Annotated in this window: 18 protein-coding genes; 11 read left to right on the forward strand and 7 right to left on the reverse strand. The window is 52.4% G+C overall.

The genetic code is table 11. The features are described 5' to 3' along the window. Positions 1-345 precede the first annotated feature (345 nt). The 3 genes from POTG_RS22105 to POTG_RS22115 all read right to left on the reverse strand — a co-directional run bounded on the left by POTG_RS22105 (position 346) and on the right by POTG_RS22115 (position 2,701). Positions 346-1,200: a DegV family protein gene (locus POTG_RS22105; RefSeq protein WP_009227079.1), complete on the reverse strand. Its 855-nt coding sequence runs from the start codon at positions 1,198-1,200 to the stop codon at positions 346-348. A gap of 36 nt (positions 1,201-1,236) precedes the next feature. Then, positions 1,237-2,097, reverse strand: coding sequence for a DegV family protein (locus POTG_RS22110; RefSeq protein ID WP_009227080.1), 861 nt, complete (start codon positions 2,095-2,097; stop codon positions 1,237-1,239). Positions 2,098-2,290: 193 nt separating this feature from the next. After that, the gene (locus POTG_RS22115) at positions 2,291-2,701 is read right to left on the reverse strand and encodes a hypothetical protein (protein WP_009227081.1); all 411 of its coding nucleotides are present in this window, start codon (positions 2,699-2,701) and stop codon (positions 2,291-2,293) included. Between the two features lie 122 nt (positions 2,702-2,823). On the opposite strand from POTG_RS22115, the gene POTG_RS22120 reads away from it, so the two are divergent. Then, positions 2,824-3,264, forward strand: coding sequence for a DUF423 domain-containing protein (locus tag POTG_RS22120; RefSeq protein ID WP_009227082.1), 441 nt, complete (start codon positions 2,824-2,826; stop codon positions 3,262-3,264). A 91-nt stretch (positions 3,265-3,355) separates the two neighbouring features. Here POTG_RS22120 and POTG_RS22125 read toward each other — a convergent pair whose 3' ends face one another. Continuing rightward, a complete protein-coding gene (locus POTG_RS22125; protein ID WP_009227083.1) occupies positions 3,356-3,901 on the reverse strand; it encodes a hypothetical protein in 546 nt (181 codons plus the stop codon). Positions 3,902-4,112: 211 nt separating this feature from the next. Here POTG_RS22125 and POTG_RS22130 point away from each other — a divergent pair, with 211 nt between their 5' ends. The 6 genes from POTG_RS22130 to sufB all read left to right on the forward strand — a co-directional run bounded on the left by POTG_RS22130 (position 4,113) and on the right by sufB (position 10,028). Further along, positions 4,113-4,586 (forward strand): Dps family protein, encoded by a 474-nt coding sequence (locus POTG_RS22130; protein ID WP_009227084.1) that lies wholly within the window; start codon positions 4,113-4,115, stop codon positions 4,584-4,586. 279 nt (positions 4,587-4,865) lie between these two features. Beyond that, complete coding sequence (sufC, locus tag POTG_RS22135) at positions 4,866-5,648, forward strand: Fe-S cluster assembly ATPase SufC (RefSeq protein ID WP_036646691.1); 783 nt, start codon at positions 4,866-4,868, stop codon at positions 5,646-5,648. Positions 5,649-5,667: 19 nt separating this feature from the next. After that, positions 5,668-6,969 (forward strand): Fe-S cluster assembly protein SufD, encoded by a 1,302-nt coding sequence (sufD, locus tag POTG_RS22140; protein ID WP_009227086.1) that lies wholly within the window; start codon positions 5,668-5,670, stop codon positions 6,967-6,969. Further along, complete coding sequence (locus POTG_RS22145; RefSeq protein WP_009227087.1) at positions 6,966-8,186, forward strand: cysteine desulfurase; 1,221 nt, start codon at positions 6,966-6,968, stop codon at positions 8,184-8,186. Before sufD ends, POTG_RS22145 begins: the two co-directional genes overlap by 4 nt. Further along, positions 8,186-8,608, forward strand: coding sequence for a Fe-S cluster assembly sulfur transfer protein SufU (gene sufU / locus POTG_RS22150; RefSeq protein WP_036646693.1), 423 nt, complete (start codon positions 8,186-8,188; stop codon positions 8,606-8,608). The genes POTG_RS22145 and sufU overlap by 1 nt, the downstream gene beginning before the upstream one ends. 22 nt (positions 8,609-8,630) lie before the next feature. After that, positions 8,631-10,028 (forward strand): Fe-S cluster assembly protein SufB, encoded by a 1,398-nt coding sequence (sufB, locus tag POTG_RS22155; RefSeq protein WP_009227089.1) that lies wholly within the window; start codon positions 8,631-8,633, stop codon positions 10,026-10,028. Between the two features lie 67 nt (positions 10,029-10,095). Here the strand turns inward: sufB and POTG_RS22160 are convergent, their stop codons facing one another. The 3 genes from POTG_RS22160 to POTG_RS22170 all read right to left on the reverse strand — a co-directional run bounded on the left by POTG_RS22160 (position 10,096) and on the right by POTG_RS22170 (position 12,439). Continuing rightward, positions 10,096-10,434, reverse strand: a complete 339-nt coding sequence (locus POTG_RS22160; RefSeq protein WP_009227090.1) for a L,D-transpeptidase — start codon at positions 10,432-10,434, stop codon at positions 10,096-10,098. A 138-nt stretch (positions 10,435-10,572) separates the two neighbouring features. After that, a complete protein-coding gene (locus POTG_RS22165) occupies positions 10,573-11,604 on the reverse strand; it encodes an HD-GYP domain-containing protein (RefSeq protein ID WP_028538233.1) in 1,032 nt (343 codons plus the stop codon). Between the two features lie 82 nt (positions 11,605-11,686). Further along, entirely contained in the window at positions 11,687-12,439 is a 753-nt protein-coding gene (locus POTG_RS22170; protein ID WP_009227092.1) for a molybdenum cofactor biosynthesis protein, read from the reverse strand. 136 nt (positions 12,440-12,575) lie between these two features. Here POTG_RS22170 and POTG_RS22175 point away from each other — a divergent pair, with 136 nt between their 5' ends. The 4 genes from POTG_RS22175 (at position 12,576) to POTG_RS22190 (ending at position 17,570) form a co-directional block, all read left to right on the forward strand. Continuing rightward, positions 12,576-14,009, forward strand: coding sequence for a bifunctional metallophosphatase/5'-nucleotidase (locus POTG_RS22175; RefSeq protein ID WP_009227093.1), 1,434 nt, complete (start codon positions 12,576-12,578; stop codon positions 14,007-14,009). 36 nt (positions 14,010-14,045) lie between these two features. After that, positions 14,046-14,873 (forward strand): undecaprenyl-diphosphate phosphatase, encoded by an 828-nt coding sequence (locus POTG_RS22180; protein WP_009227094.1) that lies wholly within the window; start codon positions 14,046-14,048, stop codon positions 14,871-14,873. 161 nt (positions 14,874-15,034) lie between these two features. Continuing rightward, positions 15,035-16,174 carry a radical SAM/CxCxxxxC motif protein YfkAB gene (yfkAB, locus tag POTG_RS22185; RefSeq protein WP_009227095.1) on the forward strand — a complete coding sequence of 380 codons (1,140 nt, stop codon included), beginning with the start codon at positions 15,035-15,037 and terminating at the stop codon, positions 16,172-16,174. 31 nt (positions 16,175-16,205) lie between these two features. Beyond that, positions 16,206-17,570, forward strand: a complete 1,365-nt coding sequence (locus POTG_RS22190; protein WP_009227096.1) for a hemolysin family protein — start codon at positions 16,206-16,208, stop codon at positions 17,568-17,570. Positions 17,571-17,691 lie beyond the last annotated feature (121 nt).

Here is a 17,691-nt window from a genome sequence, read left to right on the forward strand (position 1 = left end):
TGCCCCAAGGTCGGAATAAATTGGAAATGCACAGTGAACCCTAATAAAAATCAACCCCAAAAGGAGGAGTAGGCATGAGATCGGGATCCTCTTTAAGAAACGTGGACAGCCATGCATTAATTCATGAAGCGGTGCTGGAGGAGGCCAAGGAACTAACGGAGCTGCTCGCACGCTGCCTGAGTAGGGGGAACAGGAGAAGGCGCTGGAGCTCAAACGCAGCTGAAGGACATGATTGTTGCCTTGACCCGGGACCTTCAGCTGCTGCGGGAGCTGCTGTCGGGCACACGCAAAAAGGGAAGGCCAGAAGGACTGAATCCCTCTGGCCATCCCTTTTTTAATATTCCGCTAGGCGAGCTTCTTCGTGTATAAAATGCCGATCGTTTTGGCGCCGCAGTGGCTGGAGATGACGCAGCCGGCGTTGGACACCGCAACCTGGCGGGCATTCGTTTTGGCCTCTAACGCTTCCTTCAGCACCTTCGCGTCCTCATCTGCCAAAGAGTGCGTCACGAAGATAAGATCTTTATCCATCTCGGATAGATGGCTAAGCGCATTGTTTAACAGCTGATCCAGCGCTTTTTCCCGGCTGCCGCGGATTTTGTAAGCCGGAGTCATTTTTCCGTTCTCGACCTTGATGACGGGCCGGATTTTCAGCAGGCTGCCAACGATGTTCTGCATACCGGAGCAGCGGCCGCCCTTATACAGATAATCCAGCGAATCGATGACAAATTCGGTCTCGACCTGCGGACGAACGGCCGTCAGCAGGGCAACGATTTCCTCAACGCTCTTGCCTTCTGCAGCGGCGTTAACGGCTTTCATCACCTGCAGACCGATGCCGGTCGATAAATTCAGGGAATCGAACACCGTCACCATCCCTTCGGCAAATTCGTCTGCGGCAATCAGCGCATTCTGATAAGTTGAGGACAGCTCTGAGGACAAGCTGATATAGAGAATTCTCCGGCCTTCCTCAATATGGGGACGAAACGCTTCGATAAAATCCGCCGGTGACGGTGCCGCCGTCTTAGGCAGCTTGCCCGTCTCATCGACTTTCCGGTAGAGCTCGGGCACCGTCAGATCGATCCCGTCCTTGTAGGTTTGTTCCGAAAACGTAACATACAGAGGCACAATGCCGATGTCGTACTGCGCAATCCATTCAGCGGGGAGATCACAAGTGCTGTCAGCAAAAATTTTAATGGAACCCATATAAATCCTCCTAAACGTCATGGTTATCTATGGGACTTATGAAGCCGCCGATTTTCTTGTATACATAATCGCGACGGTATGGGGGCCGCAGTGGCTCGAAATCACGCAGCCGGCTTCCGCAACGGCGACTTCTCGTACACCGGTCTGCTCCCGCAAAATCACGGCCAACCGATGCGCCTCCTCCTCCGCGAGCGTATGCGCGACCAGGATCAGATCCTCGTCCATGTGATCCTTGTCGGCCAGGGCATGATCAAGCATGAGCTGCACGGCTTTCTCCTTGCGGCCCCGTACTTTGTAAGCCGGGATGATGTTCCCGTCCACCAGCTTCAGTACCGGCCGAATTTGCAGCAGGCTGCCGATAAAATTTTGCATGCCGGAGCAGCGACCGCCTTTGTACAAATATTCCAGCGTATCAATGACAAACTGCGTCACCACTTGGGGGCGTAAGGCGGCAACTTGTCCAGCGATTTCTGCGGCTCCCCATCCTTTCTCGGCTAGGCGCACGGCCTTCATGACGAGCATTCCGATTCCGCTGCACAGGGTCAAGGAATCCACAATGTGAATCCGGCCCTCGGGAAATTCCGCTGCTGCGATTAGCGCGTTCTGATAGGTGGACGACAGCTTGGACGACAAGCTGATATACACGATGTCCATTCCTTGATCGATGTAAGGGCCAAAGGCGCTCATAAAATCTTTCGGGGACGGTGCTGTTGTCTTAGGCAATTGTCCCTCGGCCTCCACTCGGCGATAGATATCGAGCGGGGTAATGTCGATGCCGTCCCGGAACGTTTCATTGCCGAATACGACGTAAAGTGGAACCAGGCCGATGTCATACCGTTCGATCCAACCGGCTGGCAGATCCGAGGTACTATCCGCAAAAATTTTCACTTTAGACATAAGCAGTCTCCTTGGGTAGTTGATGCAAATCACATGTAATGTAAAAGATGAACTTTCATACATTCTATCAAAAAGAACAAGACAAGGAAAAGCCCCAAGACCGACCAAAGACCCGCGGGGTTTAGGGCTTTCGGCAGCTGTCCGCGATGGACGCCGCCGATTCGAGGGAAAGCTTACATGGTACCGCGTTATCCTAGGCCGTGAGGCTTCCAAGCACGATTAGCAAGATGAAGAGAACGAACGGCAAGACCGAAAAAATCGTGCCTAATATCGCAAACACTTTCCTCCGATTACGGATCGCCAAGCCTACGATGCCCAGAATCAATCCAATCAAGTCCAATAAGCCGGAAATCAGGAACAGCAGAACGCCAAGCACGGTCCCGCTTCGCTGCATCAGGTCTTCGGCGATGACCTCCGCAGGCTGGTCCACGAGATCCATCGCTGTAGAAATAATCAGTGCCAGCGCAGCGATATAGCCAATTACGGCAAGTAAGCTGAGTACGAAGGAGGCGATGCCGGGGCCGGAGAATTTCATCCGGTTTGTTGGCTCGTGGGGGGCAAAATAGGGTGATACAGGATCTTGCTCCGATTGACGATAATCCATCCCAAAACTCCTTTATAGACAGTAATGTAAACCTATTCAAGACCATCTTCAAATATCCTCCTGAAAATTGCAAGGATATTTTTGGTTGAAACGGTGGTGGAAATCAGGCTAAACCCTGCGGTATGATGGACACGAAGGCTATGGGACATGATCAGAAAGGGGCGAAATCGATAGTGCAGCGTAAATATGCGGGGATCGGAGCGATTGTCATGCTTCTCTCCGTGGCGTTTGGTGCGTTTGGCGCCCATATTTTGAAAGAGCGGATCGGGGAGGCAGCAATCGGCACCTTTGAGACCGGAGTCCATTATCAAATGATTCATGGCATCGCCATGCTGCTGACCGCGTTATTTGCCGTGAAGTGGGGAGATTCCAAGCGGCTGCTGTGGAGCGGACGGTTATTCCTGATCGGCGTGATCTTATTTTCAGGCAGCTTATATGGCCTTGCCACCTTGGACTTACGATGGCTTGGTCCGGTGACACCGCTTGGCGGCGTATCATTTCTAGCAGGCTGGCTGCTGCTCGCACTGGAAGCCTGGAAGGCGGCACCTCGGGCTGGAGCATAAAGCTTAAGGAGATTCAAGCCCTAAAAGGGCTGGCGCAACCTGCATCTGCAGGAACCGCCAGCCCTTTTTGCTGCTTTTATAATGAAATGATTTACGTATCCAAAAAGTCGATGATCTCGCTCAGCTTTAGCGTGTATACCTGCTTCTCGTCGACGTGGTATACGCTCACCGCGTAGGTTTCCGGAAGGAAATTTAAGATTCGGCACGGCATACTCGTCCGCTTACCGTTACGATTGACGTACAAACGGACAAGCTTATTGCCTGTAATATAGCTTTGAATCCAGGCTTGGAATTCATCGCTTGTCGCCAGCTCCTTGAAGTTGCTCGAAGCCGGCTCGCTTTTCTTCTTCTCCACCACAGCGGGTTGTTTAGACGTTTCTTTGCCGTTATTCTTAGCCTTGACGGCTTGGGCGGTTTCGATGCGGGACTGCGTGCGGGAAGCTAAGGTAGATTCAATAATTCGTCCCAGCTCGATTCCGGAGTTGATGCGGTAATCTATAATGTCAGGGCTGTCGTTCAGCAGCTTCAACAGCGCTTGCAGAGCCAGCGGGTTCGTTGTCCCTTTGACTAGAATTTCGACGTTAAATAAATAGCCCACTTCTTCTTGATTATGATGTTGACCGGTTTGATTTTCCATAATTCCCCCACAGTGATTTCAAGTTAGGCAGAGAAAGGTCATCCTTTTCTGTTGAAAATCCTCAATAATAATAGCACCACTATGACAACAATCATAGCCCAAACATCAAGAAATTTACACAAATCTATACATCTATGGATCTTTTGTTTCACCCCGCCTGAATCAGGGTAAGATAATGACAACATTTTATTGAAGAAAGCAGGGGATAAGGATGGCCAAATCGGAAGCCAAACCAGCAAAGAATACGAAGAAATCCAGCCTGGAGCAACTGCTGAACGAACAAGTTGCCAACCTGAACGTGCTTTATGTGAAGCTGCACAACTATCATTGGTATGTGAAAGGGACAAATTTCTTTCGGCTGCACGCCAAATTTGAGGAGTTGTATAATGAAGTTACTGAACAAATGGATGCCATTGCCGAGCGAATGCTGGCGCTGAAGTGGAACCCGGCAGCATCGCTGGAAGAGTATCTGGACCTGGCCACCATTCAGGAGGCAACCGGGAAGGAGGAGCCGCAGGCGATGGTTCAGCATGTGCTTGAGGACCTGGCGACCTTAACGGAGGCGTACAACGAAGGGATTGGTCTCGCGGATCAGGTGGAGGATAACGTCACTAGCGATTTGTTAACCGGTTATCTTGGCAAATGGGAAAAACACATGTGGATGCTCCGGGCGTATTTGGATTGATAGCTCTTACCGGAGTCGAAGACAGCACGCATTCCAAGAGGGCTTGGCCGCAAACGCGGGCCGGGTCCTTTTGCATTCTGTGACAACGATATTGCATAACGGTGAACATCCGCCGCCATACGTTGCTTATGCCAATAAAGTAGGTTAGAATGAAGTGAGAATCAGTGAGAATCACTTAGAATTATTCTAATGTGATAATTGTTATGATATAATGGCAAGAACAAGGGCGGCGGCCCTAAGCAAATAACGTTAATTTTCGTGAATGGAAGGAGCAGTTACATGGCAACGCATTTTGTAGTTGAGGGTTTGAAAGCAACAATCGAGGAGAAGGAGATCCTGAAAGGGATTAACCTTGAGATAAAAGGCGGGGAAATCCACGCCATCATGGGACCAAACGGAACCGGGAAAAGTACGCTGGCTTCTGCGCTGATGGGCCATCCGAAGTATGAAGTTACGGATGGTAAAGTGACGCTGAACGGGGAAGACGTGTTGGAGATGGCCGTTGACGAACGCGCCCGCGCCGGTATGTTCCTGGCGATGCAATATCCTAGCGAAATCGCTGGCGTAACGAATGCAGACTTCCTGCGCAGTGCCATTAATGCCCGCCGCGGCGAAGGGAACGAAATCTCCCTGATCAAATTCATTCGTCAAATGGAAGAGCAAATGAAAGTGCTGGAGATGAATCCAGAGTTTGCGCACCGTTATTTGAACGAAGGCTTCTCCGGCGGGGAGAAGAAGCGGAACGAAATTTTGCAAATGCTGCTGCTGGATCCGAAGATCGTCATTCTGGACGAAATCGACTCCGGTCTTGACATCGACGCTTTGCGGATCGTGGCGAATGGTGTAAACTCCATGCGCAGCGAAGACCGCGGCTTCTTGATTATTACCCACTACCAACGTCTGTTAAACTATATCAAACCGGACTACGTTCACGTGATGATGCAAGGCCGCATCGTGAAATCCGGCGGTCCTGAGCTTGCCGAGCGCCTGGAAGCGGAAGGTTACGATTGGGTCAAGGAAGAGCTGGGTATCGTGGACGAAACAGTTGGTCAAGAAGCCTAAACGGAAGGAGGAGTAGAGAATGACGACACAAACCGTACTTCCGGTAGAAGCGGAGCAATTGAAACAACTGTCCGCGAAGCGCGGCGAACCGGACTGGCTGACGGACAGCCGGACGAAGGCGCTGCAGCTGGCGGCGGAACTGGAACTGCCTCAATTGGAGAAGACGCGGATTGACCGCTGGGATTTGAGCAACTTTGGAACGCTTGCTGAAGCTCGGGTTGAAAATCCGCAGCAGTTGCCTGACAGCATCCAATCGTTGGTGGACTTGACTGAGCAGAGCAATTTGCTTGTTCAACGGAATGCAGATACCGTATTTACTAAGTTGGCACCGGAGCTGGCGAGCCAAGGGGTGATCTTCACCGATTTGGAGACCGCCGTGCGGGAGCATGGGGATCTGGTGAAGGCGCACCTGCACAGCGTGATCAAGCCGGACGAGAATCGGCTGGCAGCTTTGCATGCCGCGTTGTGGAATGGCGGGGTTTTCCTGTACGTTCCGAAGAACGTGGTGATTGATACGCCGCTGCAAACGATTTTCCTGTTGGATGATGCAGGTTCTGCGTTCACGCCTCACGTCCTGATCGTGGCGGACACGAACAGCCAAGTCACCTACGTGGATAACTATATTTCTGTGAATCTGAATGGAAGCATCGTGCATAACGGTGCAGCCGAAGTAATCGTGAAGCCGGGCGCCAAAGTCCAATTCGCTACGGTGCACCATTTGGCCGAGCAAGCGACGGATGTGACATATCGCCGCGCCGTTGTTGAGAATGACGGCAGCATCGAATGGATCATCGGCGAGATGAACAATGGCGATTCGGCAAGCGAAACGCTGTCGATCTTGAAAGGGAACGGCTCGAACTCTGATGCGAAGGTCATCGCCGTTGGTTCGGGGAAACAACGTTTGAACTATACGACGAAGGCCGTACATTACGGGAAGAGCTCGAACAGCCAAATGATTACCCGCGCGGTGATGCGGGAAGAAGCTACGGCGATTATTAACGGGATCACGAAAATCGAGAAAGGTGCCACGAAAGCGGACGGCCAGCAAACCGAGAAAGTGCTCATGCTGAGCCCGAAAGCCCGCGGTGACGCCAACCCGATTCTGCTGATTGACGAAGATGACGTTTCCGCAGGACACGCCGCTTCCGTTGGGCAGGTGAACCCGGAACAAATTTACTACTTGATGTCCCGCGGGATTACCCGTGCAGAGGCGGAACGCTTGGTGATCTACGGCTTCTTGGCGCCGGTGGTTTCGGATATCCCGCTGGAACCGTTGCAGAAGCAACTGCAAGGTCTGGTGGAAAGGAAGCTGGGACAATGAGTATCCATGCTGAAGAGCTCAAGAAGCAATTCCCGATTCTGCAGCAAGAGATAAACGGGCATCCGCTCGTTTATCTCGACAGCGCGGCTTCCTCGCAGAAGCCGGCCGTCGTGATCGAAGCATTAAAGCATTATTACGAATGGGATAATGCGAACGTGCATCGCGGCGTCCACACGCTGGGCAGCCGGGCGACTGATGCTTACGAGAACGCCCGCGAGAAGGTAGCCCGATTTATCGGGGCTGCGCGCCGGGAAGAGATTATTTTTACCCGGGGCACAACGACGTCGCTGAATTTGGTTGCATCCTCTTACGGAGCGGCGAATGTCGGTGAAGGCGACGAAATCGTCATTACTCCGATGGAGCATCATAGCAATTTGATTCCTTGGCAGCAATTGGCGTTGAAGAAGAAAGCTGTATTGAAATATATCCCGCTGCAGCCGGACGGTCATATCGATTTGGCGGATGCGGAGAAGACGATTACTCCCAAGACGAAGATCGTGGCGACCGCCTACGTATCCAACGTCCTGGGCGTTGTTAATCCCGTCAAGGAGCTCGCGGCGATTGCTCATCGCAACGGGGCGGTTATGGTTGTTGACGGCGCGCAGAGCACCCCGCACATGAAGGTTAACGTACAGGAGCTGGATGCTGATTTTTATGCTTTTTCCGGCCACAAAATGTGCGCACCAACTGGAATTGGGGTACTCTATGGAAAGAAGCATCTGCTGGAAGCCATGGAGCCGATCGAATACGGCGGAGAAATGATCGACGATGTCGGATTGTATGAATCAAGCTGGAAGGAGCTTCCTTGGAAATTTGAAGGCGGGACGCCGATTATTGCAGGTGCGGTTGGATTGGCGGCAGCCATCGATTTCCTTGAAGGCATCGGGCTTGAGGAAATTCACCGGCACGAGGCCAAGCTTGCCACTTATGCGATGAACCGCCTGTCAGAAATCGAAGGGCTGGCCCTATATGGACCGCGCGAGCGCGAAGTGGGGCTGATTACCTTCAATCTGCAGGACATTCACCCGCATGATGTTGCGACCGTGCTTGATGCTTCCGGGATCGCCATCCGGGCGGGTCACCACTGCTGCCAGCCGCTGATGCGTTGGCTTGAAGCAAGCGCAACGGCTAGAGCAAGCCTGTATTTATACAATACGGAACAGGATATCGACCGACTGGCGGAAGCTTTAATCCAAACAAAGGAGTATTTTGGGTGATGCAACTAGACGATTTATACCGCCGTGTCATAATGGATCATTATAAAAATCCGCGGAACCGCGGGAAGTTTGAGGAAGGCGCGCTGACGGTCGATTTGAACAATCCGACCTGCGGCGACCGCATTTCCTTGCAGTTGATTGTGGAAGGAGACGTCGTCAAGGACGCCCGCTTTACCGGGGAAGGCTGCTCCATCAGCATGTCGTCGGCTTCGATGATGACGGAGGCCGTCAAAGGACGGACGATCGAGGACGCGATGGAGCTAGCTGGACGGTTCTCCCGGCTGATGATGGGAGAAACGGTGGAGTTTGACGACTATGAAGATCTTGAGGCCTTATCCGGCGTTAGAAAATTTCCTGCCCGCATCAAATGCGCTACGTTAGCTTGGAATGCGCTGAAAAAAGGAATCCAAGCGGAAATCTAATCCCCTGAGGAGGTAGCCGAACATGGCCAAAAAAGCACCGGAATTAGAAGAGTATAAATACGGTTTCCGGGATGAACACAAGGCGATCTTTCAATCCGGTAAAGGCTTGACCCGTGAAATCGTAACGGAAATCTCCCGTATTAAAGGCGAGCCGGAGTGGATGCTTAATTTCCGCCTCAAATCGCTTGAGCAGTTCGAGAAAATGCCGTTGCCGCGTTGGGGCGGAGATTTGAGCGAGCTCGATTTTAACGATATTCAATACTACGTGAAACCATCTGAGAAACAAGGTAAGACGTGGGAAGAAGTCCCGGCAGAAATCAAAGAAACGTTTGATAAGCTGGGGATTCCAGAGGCCGAGCAGAAGTTCCTGGCCGGCGTCTCCGCGCAATACGAGTCGGAGGTCGTATACCATAGCATTCAGAAGGACCTGGAAGATCAAGGGGTTATCTTCATGGATACGGATTCCGCATTGCGTGAGTATCCGGAACTGTTCAAAGAGTACTTCGGTACGGTAGTTCCTGCTGCGGACAACAAGTTTGCGGCTCTGAACAGCGCCGTATGGTCCGGGGGCAGCTTCATTTACGTGCCAAAAGGCGTGAAATGCGAAGTGCCGCTGCAGGCTTATTTCCGGATCAACTCGGAGAACATGGGACAATTTGAACGTACGCTGATCATCGCCGACGAAGGCAGCTTTGTGCATTACACCGAAGGCTGCACGGCGCCGATTTACAGCACGAACTCGCTGCATAGCGCGGTCGTGGAAATCATCGTGAAGAAGGACGCTCGCGTTCGATACACGACGATCCAGAACTGGGCACCAAACATCTATAACCTGGTTACGAAACGTGCGGTAGCCGAAGAGAACGCAACGATGGAATGGGTTGACGGCAATATCGGCTCGAAGTTGACGATGAAGTACCCAGCCGTTATCTTGAAAGGCCGCGGCGCGAAAGGCAGCGTGCTGTCCATCGCCGTTGCCGGCAAAGGTCAGCTTCAGGATGCCGGTGCGAAAATGATCCACCTGGCGCCGGATACAACGTCGACGATCGTGTCGAAGTCGATTTCCAAACATGGCGGTAAGGTTACTTACCGCGGTCTCGCTTCCTTCGGCCGACAAGCGGAAGGCGCGAAATCGAACATCAAATGCGATACGCTGATTCTCGATAACGAGTCGACGTCGGATACGATCCCATACAACGAGATCATGAACGACAATATCACGCTGGAGCATGAGGCGACCGTATCGAAGGTGTCGGAGGAGCAGCTCTTCTATCTGATGAGCCGCGGTCTGACCGAAGAAGAAGCAACGCAAATGATCGTTATGGGCTTTATCGAGCCGTTCACGAAAGAGCTGCCGATGGAATATGCGGTAGAGATGAACCGCTTGATCAAATTTGAGATGGAAGGCTCGATCGGTTAAAAGTTTAGGCCAAACGAAAGGAGAAGCCCCTGAGCGGGACTTCTCCTTTTTTTTGCGTGGTTGGGCTCTACTGGCGGATCGTTACGCTGGTTCCGATCGGCACGATCCGGGCTAGCTCGATGACGTCCGGGTTATACATTCGGATACACCCGTGTGAAACCTCTTTGCCGATGGAGGAAGGATCATCAGTGCCGTGGATCCCGTAATGGGGCTTGGACAAGCCCATCCAATAGGCGCCAAACGGCCCGCCGGGATTGGGGGCTTTGTTGACGATGGTATACGACCCTACAGGGGTTTGCGTGAGCATGGTTCCGATCCCAACCGGAAACCCACGTACGACGTTGTTGTTATCCAGCAGGTACAGCATGCGATCCGATATATCCACGATGATGCGGTAATTGGGCATGTAGGCGCGCCTCCCGTTGTTTTTTGCTAGTGTATGACGGGTAGGCATAAGTTGGTTGGGCGAATGCGTAAGAGCCGATCGCCAAGGCTTAAGGCAAAATAAAACCCGGGTCCTGTGCAGGCCCGGGAGAATTCCGTATTAGAGATATACTTCTGCGATTGAGGTTTCGCGTTCTTTGGACAGGTCGACAAATCGGGAATCCGTCTTGACCAGCGGACGGAAGAAGTCCGTTTGATTCGTCATGACGATAGAACCGATCTCGCCGGTGCTCAGCATCACTTTCTTGCCGATGAAGTTCGGCAACAGATGACGGATCAATGCTTGCGTTGGCTCCGGGCTCAACTGGCCGAAGCTAAGGCTGTTTAACTCGCGCAGCACGGACAGCAGCTCCTGCTTCGAGCGGTAGACCCGGTTGGAGGTCATCGCCGCATACACGTCTGCAACCGCGGCGATCTTGGCGAACGGATGGATATCCTTGCTTGTTAAGCCATGCGGATAACCGCTGCCGTCCTCCCGTTCGTGATGCTGCAGCGCCACCAAGGCCGAAAGCTCGTCTCCGGTAGAATTGAGAATAATGTCATGACCGTATTCGGAATGACGCTTCACTTCTTCGAATTCCTCCGGCGTCAGCTTGCCGGGCTTGGATAAAATGCTCTGTGGGACCTTGCTCTTGCCGATATCGATCAAGTAGCCGGCTTTCCCAGCCTTGTAGGCTTCTTCCTTAGGATACCCTAACCAGGAGGCGATATAATAACTGAGCATGCCGACTTGCATGGAATGATGGTAAGTATAATTGTCACCGTCACCAATCATCAGCAATAAAGAGACGACGTCCTTCTGGTTATCCAGTTCTGAGATCATCGGCTCTAACAGCTTGTCCACTTTCGCTTCGTCGATCGTCCCGTTCGTTAGCGCTTTCAGGAACAGTTCCTCGAAACCGTCAACGGCTTCATCCATATATGGCTTGGCCCGGAAGGCAGGATCCGAAGGGAATTCGGCGTCTAAGGTTTGCGGTTCGATATCTACGTAGTCGATCCCATGCTGCATTAGCTTAACGATGGAATCGCTGCTCAATTCACAGCCTTTCTGCAAAACAAAAACGCCGAAATGATTAAATACGTCATGTTGGAGACGGTCGCCTGGACTGAGCTCCATAATATGTACTTTCAAAGACGATGACACCTCGTAATCTTCCTGTTTTTCTTAATCATATCAGGAAACAAATGGGTTGACAACGAAATTGTTAGGTTTGTCAATCACCCGAAAGGAGGTGTTCTCCCGGTACACGAGGGTCCCACGGACCAAGTCCATGGCCCTTCCACTCCGAACCGTCTTCCCAGATTTCCTTTTTCCAGATCGGGACAATCTGCTTAAGACGTTCAATCGCGTAGCGGCTGGCCTCGTAGCATCCGGCCCGGTGAGGTGCCGATACGGCGATGACGACACTGATTTCCGCGATATCCACGCGACCGATCCGGTGGCTAATCGCACAGCGGGTTCCTGGCCAGCGCTCCGTGATCTCGGCGCCGATTTGGCGCAGCTTGGCTAAGGCCATCGGCACATAGGCTTCGTATTCGAGATGGACGGTCCGTTGACCTTGCGTCCATTCCCGGGTAGTCCCGGTGAACGTTAGAACGGCGCCATGGTCGGGGGTGATAACCTTAGCCGTGATCTCCTCCACGGACAGCGGTTCTTCCGTGATGATGTACAGTTGATCGTCCGCCGGATCCGAAGCATCGTTCGAACTCCATTCTCCGCCGGATACCGGCGGGATCAGTGCGATCTCGTCCTCCGCATGGATGGGCGTATCGCCTGCAGCGTACTCCTGATTTACCGCAACGAAGGAGGCGGAAATCAGCGCAGCTGCTGAGGGATAAGCCTCAGCTAACGCTTCCTTTAACGAGGCTGCTGTAATTGGACGTTCTGGATAAGGGTATGCAAAGCTTAAGGTTGACGTACCGATCCGGTCCGCCAACCCGGCAAAAAGAGCAATTTGAATATTCATAGGAGTCTCCTCGGAATAGTTTGTAAGTAATATACATTATAACAAGACAACGATCAATTTTAAGGTATATAATACACATTGAACTCTAAAATTTAGAATAAGCCGAATAGATTGAGAGGGCAAGGAGGTAGTGCTTATGCCGGAGACGAACCAGGAAACGTTAACGATACTCTACACCAACGATATTCACAGCCATTTTGAAACGATGGGGCGCATCGCGGCGATGATTGATGAGTTGCGTGCCGAGGCGCCGGCTTCTACGCTCCTTCTCGATATCGGCGACCATATGGACCGGGCGGCGATCGAAACCGAAGGCACCTTAGGACAGGCCAATGTGGACGTGCTGAACCTAACGGGATACGATGCGGTAACGATCGGCAATAATGAAGGGCTGACCTTTACGCCGGAAATGTTGGGCCAGGCCTACGCCGGCCTGCACAGCTCCGTCGTTTGCGGAAATATCGTAGAGATGCGGACGGGACGGCCCCCAGCGTGGATGCAGAGCCGTCTGGTCGTGCACAAGCAGGGGTTTAAGATTGGGCTGGTGGCTGCGACGGCTGCGTTTGCTGAGTTCTATGAGCTGCTGGGCTTGGAATCCCTGAATCCGCTGGAAACGATCGCCAGGGATGTAAGTCAGCTGCGCGATGAGGTGGATCTGGTCATTGTGATGTCCCATTTAGGCCTGCCGATGGATCAGCAGCTGGCCGAGACGGTACCGGGCATCGACCTGATCATCGGCGGGCATACCCATCATTTGCTGGAGGAGCCGCTGCGCATCGGATCAACGATGGTTACGGCTGCAGGGAAGTTCGGTAACTACTTAGGGAAGGTTGTTGTTCTCCGGGAGGCCGTAACCGGACGGTTATCGATGGACGGGGTTTGCCTGCCTGTCCGGGAAGGGCCGAAGCTGGAGCAGGTGGAGACGGCCATCGCCTTGCAGAGAGAAGCAGCAAAGCTCCGGTTGAATCGCACGGTTGCGGTGACGGATCGCGAGCTGCCGGTGTCCTACGAGGCAGAATCTCCGTTTGGCAATCTGCTGGCTCAAGCGGTGCGCCGTCATACCAACAGCGAATTTTCTCTGGTGAACAGCGGTCAGTTGCTCGCTAGCCTGCCGGCTGGAGAGATCAGCGAAGGAATGCTGCATGAACGTTGCCCTTCGCCGATTAACCCTTGTACGATGCGGCTGTCTGGGGAAGATATTTTGGCAAGTCTGGAGGAATCGCTGCTTGAGGAGAAGAGGGGTAAATTCATTATGGGATTTGGCTTTCGGGGAAAGGTGCTTGGCGGCATTTGCGTTGACGGATTGGAGATTGAATACAACCCTGACGCTCCCCCTTTCGAGCGGATCATCCGGGCAAGCGTTGCGGGCAAGCCATTGCGGAGCGACCAGACGTATCTCGTAGGCACGCTGGATATGTTCACCTTTGGCGTCGGTTATGAACGATTAAAGCGGGGGACGGAGAAGCGTTATATGCTCCCTGAATTTTTGCGCGATCTGCTCCGCTTTGAACTGCAGACGGCCGGCGCAGTGGATACCTGTTTTCAATCCCGGTGGAAAAAAGTAGAATAACTATAGCGCGAAGTCACACTCGATCAGGAGGAACGAATGAGTCTTATTGTCTCGATTATTTTAGCCATTGTGGAAGGTTTAACCGAGTTTATTCCGGTCTCGTCGACGGGACACATGATATTAACTGCCAAGCTGATGGGATACGATGATCAGTCGCCGGAGATGAAGACCTTTGAAATCGTCATTCAGCTTGGGGCGATCCTTGCCATGGCCTGGGTTTACCGGGAACGGATCTTAAATCTGCTTGGCTTAAGCAAAAAAATAACGGTCGTTGACCTGAACGCCCCGAAGGGCCGTCTTAATTTAATCCATATTCTGCTGGGGATTGTGCCGGCGCTGGCTGTCGGATTTTTCTTCCGCGATTTTATCAAAGGCCTGTTCAGCTCGCAGACGGTATTGTGGGCGCTTGTCGTTGGCGGCCTATTCATGATCTTCGCCGAATGGTTTAATAAGAACAAAGCGGAGGTTACTGCGCAAGAAATGGATCAGCTGACCTATAAACAAGCGCTTCTGATCGGGTTGTATCAGTGTATCTCCGTGCTCTGGCCCGGCTTCTCCCGGTCCGGCTCGACGATTGCCGGCGGGATGCTGAGCGGTGCCAGCTACAAAGCGGCTGCCGACTTCTCGTTCCTTATCGCCATCCCGATCATGTGTGCGGTGTCCGCTTACGAAATGCTGGATTCGTACCGCTATTTGACGTCCGAAACGATCGGGTATTTCTTGATCGGTTTTGTGGTTGCTTTTGTTGTGGCCTATGTGGTCGTACTGGCGTTCTTAAAGCTCATCCAAAAGGTGCAGCTTCGCCATTTTGCTTATTATCGGTTTGTTTTGGCCGCCTTGTTCTGGATCTTTATTATGCGTTAATACACTTCAAGGGCGGGCAGTATTTCAAGCTGGAATGAAATCCAGGAAAAAGATTTATAATGAGGACGGGAGAAACGTCATCTTACGACAGTAGATATGTCCGCTTTCGCACTCCATCCGGATTGCGGGAGCGGACGGAATAGAAATGGTGGTAGTGGATAATGAGAAAACAGACGATAACGATAAATGAAGGCATTCGGCCGATCAGCCCGAGTTATGATCCATGGGACCCGATTTTGTCCCTGCGGGAGTTTGGTCGGCATGCCTTAACCAGCGTCGAGCTGACGGTAACGAATTTATGCAATATGCGTTGCGAGCACTGCGCGGTTGGCGACAGTCTCGTGCTGAAGGAACCCGAGCAGCTTCCGCTGCCGCTGATTCTGAAGGCGCTGGATGAAGTTGAACATTTGCAGACGATTAGTATCACGGGCGGCGAGCCGACATTTCGGCGCCAAACCGTGGAGGAGAAAATTATCCCGCTGCTGAAATACGCCAAGGAGCGCGGGATTCGTTCGCAAATCAATTCCAATCTGACATTAGACTATGAACGTTACGAGAAGCTGCTTCCTTATTTGGATGTGATGCACATCTCGTTTAACTATACAAGCGAACGCGATTTCCATGAGATCGGATTCGCTCGCAGCGGACACCCGGTCAAGCCGGAGGTCGCTTATAAAATGTACGAGACGATGATTGAGAACACACGCAAACTCAGCGAAGCGGGCATGTTCGTGTCTGCCGAGTCGATGATTAACTATCGGACGCACCGCAAACTGCCGGAGATTCATCGCATGATCGTAGAAATGGGCTGCAAAAGACATGAGGTCCATCCGATGTATGCGGCCGATTTTGCCGAAGGGTTGCCTGTGCTGGCGTTAAGCGATATGCGAGCGGCGATCCACTCGCTGCTGGACGCTCGGGATCCGGACGTATGGATGCTGTTCGGAACGCTGCCTTTCTTTGCTTGTAACGGGAATGAAGAAGACTTGCAGCTGCTGCGCAGGCTGCGGAAAGAGCCTAACGTGACCGTTCGCAATGATCCGGATGGACGTAACCGCGTAAATGTGAATATGTTCACCGGGGATGTCTTTGTAACGGATTTTGCTGCCATCCCGGCCTTTGGCAATGTGCGGGAAGGGAAGCTGGACGAGATCTTCAGCCGCTGGCTGACGGAGCATCCATTAAACCAGAAGGTCAACTGCCACTGCGATGCGGCTGGTTGCTGCGGCCCGAATCTCTTGGTTGCGGACATGTATTATCAAGATACGGATTTTAAATCGCGTAAAGCGGCTGCTCTATAAGTAGAACTAAACTAGAAAAGAGGCGTATGACATGCCGGTAGCCCTCGATGCTCATACCAATTTTGAAATCGGCAAGCTGATATGGAACTTACTGATCGTCCTAATTCTCGTCTTCTTAAACGGATTCTTTGTGGCTGCCGAATTTTCGCTCGTGAAGGTTCGCCAATCCCGGCTGACTCAACTGGCCCGGGAGGGCAACCGCCGGGCGAATTACGCACTGAAGGTCAATAAGCGGCTCGACACCTACTTGTCGGCGACACAGCTTGGCATCACGCTGGCATCGCTGGGACTCGGGTGGGTCGGAGAACCTGCGGTGTCCGAGCTTTTAATTGAACCGCTGATGCATAAGATGGGCGCAACCGATCCCACTCTGATCTCCACGGTCTCGGTGGCGGTCGGTTTTGCGATCATTACGTTTTTACATATTGTGATGGGGGAGCTGGCTCCAAAATCGCTGGCGATCCAAAAGTCGGAAGCGGCGTCCTTATGGCTGTCTTGGCCGTTGTTGATGTTTTATCGCTTATTCCTTCCCGTGATCTGGCTCTTGAATACAGCGGCAAACGGCGCGCTCCGGCTGATTGGAATTGAACCGGCCAGTGAGAGCGAGGCGGCGCATTCCGAGGAAGAAATTCGCATTCTCATGGATCAAAGCGCCAAAAGCGGCGTCATCGATAAAGATGAAATGAAGCTGGTGGACAATATTTTCGACTTCTCCGACATGCTGGCCCGTGAGGTCATGCTGCCGCGGACGGATATGGATTGCTTGTACACGAATTTGAGCTGGGAAGATAATATGAAAATCGTAGCCAACACGAAGCACTCCCGCTATCCGGTTGCCGTCGAGGATAAGGATCAGATCATCGGGTTCGTACATATTACCGACCTGCTGCTGCCCGATTCGGAGAAGCCGCTTCGTTTGGAGGAGATGGTTCGCCCGATCCTGAACGTGCCGGAGTCGATGGAAATCAGCCAGGTGCTTCGCTTGATGCAGAAGAAGCATTCTCAAGTAACGCTTGTCGTCGATGAATACGGCGGAACGGCCGGACTGCTGACCGCGGAAGAAATTCTCGAGGAGATCGTTGGCGATCTCCATGACGAGTTCGAGGATGAACGTCCGGATATCGAGAAAATAACGGATGATGTCTATTCGGTGGACGGCCGCTTGTTGATCGAAGAAGTCAATGAACTGGTCGGCAGCGACATTGAAGACGAGGAAGTGGACTCCATCGGTGGCTGGTTGTTTAAGGAGTTGGAAGGCACCCCGGCCAAAGGCAAAAGAAAACAGGTTGACCGCTTCTTATTCGAGGTTGAGGAAGCCAGCCGATTGCGCATCACGCGCGTGAAGGTCATCCGCCTCGTTGTCGAAGAGCCGGAAGAGGAAATCGAAGAGGAATAAAGCCGGACAAGCTTCATCCGGCTGCATAACGCTGTCCCTGGGATTCAGGGGCGGCGTTTATTTTTTTGTAAAAATACGTCTCTTCTGGTTCATTATTTGGGCGATTGTCATATGTTATAGG

Source organism: Paenibacillus sp. oral taxon 786 str. D14, from assembly GCF_000159955.1.
In the GTDB taxonomy this organism is placed as follows: Bacteria; Bacillota; Bacilli; order Paenibacillales; family Paenibacillaceae; genus Fontibacillus; species Fontibacillus phoenicis.

What these genes read in the sequence shown, in the direction of transcription:
- sufC (WP_036646691.1), top strand. Translation starts at nt 4,866, where the DNA reads ATGGCAACGCATTTTGTAGTTGAGGGTTTGAAAGCAACAATCGAGGAG.
- sufB (WP_009227089.1), top strand. Translation starts at nt 8,631, where the DNA reads ATGGCCAAAAAAGCACCGGAATTAGAAGAGTATAAATACGGTTTCCGG.
- POTG_RS22170 (WP_009227092.1), bottom strand. Translation starts at nt 12,439, where the DNA reads ATGAATATTCAAATTGCTCTTTTTGCCGGGTTGGCGGACCGGATCGGT.
- sufU (WP_036646693.1), top strand. Translation starts at nt 8,186, where the DNA reads ATGCAACTAGACGATTTATACCGCCGTGTCATAATGGATCATTATAAA.
- POTG_RS22110 (WP_009227080.1), bottom strand. Translation starts at nt 2,097, where the DNA reads ATGTCTAAAGTGAAAATTTTTGCGGATAGTACCTCGGATCTGCCAGCC.
- POTG_RS22115 (WP_009227081.1), bottom strand. Translation starts at nt 2,701, where the DNA reads ATGGATTATCGTCAATCGGAGCAAGATCCTGTATCACCCTATTTTGCC.
- POTG_RS22190 (WP_009227096.1), top strand. Translation starts at nt 16,206, where the DNA reads ATGCCGGTAGCCCTCGATGCTCATACCAATTTTGAAATCGGCAAGCTG.
- POTG_RS22130 (WP_009227084.1), top strand. Translation starts at nt 4,113, where the DNA reads ATGGCCAAATCGGAAGCCAAACCAGCAAAGAATACGAAGAAATCCAGC.
- POTG_RS22180 (WP_009227094.1), top strand. Translation starts at nt 14,046, where the DNA reads ATGAGTCTTATTGTCTCGATTATTTTAGCCATTGTGGAAGGTTTAACC.
- POTG_RS22175 (WP_009227093.1), top strand. Translation starts at nt 12,576, where the DNA reads ATGCCGGAGACGAACCAGGAAACGTTAACGATACTCTACACCAACGAT.
- yfkAB (WP_009227095.1), top strand. Translation starts at nt 15,035, where the DNA reads ATGAGAAAACAGACGATAACGATAAATGAAGGCATTCGGCCGATCAGC.
- POTG_RS22145 (WP_009227087.1), top strand. Translation starts at nt 6,966, where the DNA reads ATGAGTATCCATGCTGAAGAGCTCAAGAAGCAATTCCCGATTCTGCAG.
- POTG_RS22105 (WP_009227079.1), bottom strand. Translation starts at nt 1,200, where the DNA reads ATGGGTTCCATTAAAATTTTTGCTGACAGCACTTGTGATCTCCCCGCT.
- sufD (WP_009227086.1), top strand. Translation starts at nt 5,668, where the DNA reads ATGACGACACAAACCGTACTTCCGGTAGAAGCGGAGCAATTGAAACAA.
- POTG_RS22160 (WP_009227090.1), bottom strand. Translation starts at nt 10,434, where the DNA reads ATGCCCAATTACCGCATCATCGTGGATATATCGGATCGCATGCTGTAC.
- POTG_RS22120 (WP_009227082.1), top strand. Translation starts at nt 2,824, where the DNA reads ATGATGGACACGAAGGCTATGGGACATGATCAGAAAGGGGCGAAATCG.
- POTG_RS22125 (WP_009227083.1), bottom strand. Translation starts at nt 3,901, where the DNA reads ATGGAAAATCAAACCGGTCAACATCATAATCAAGAAGAAGTGGGCTAT.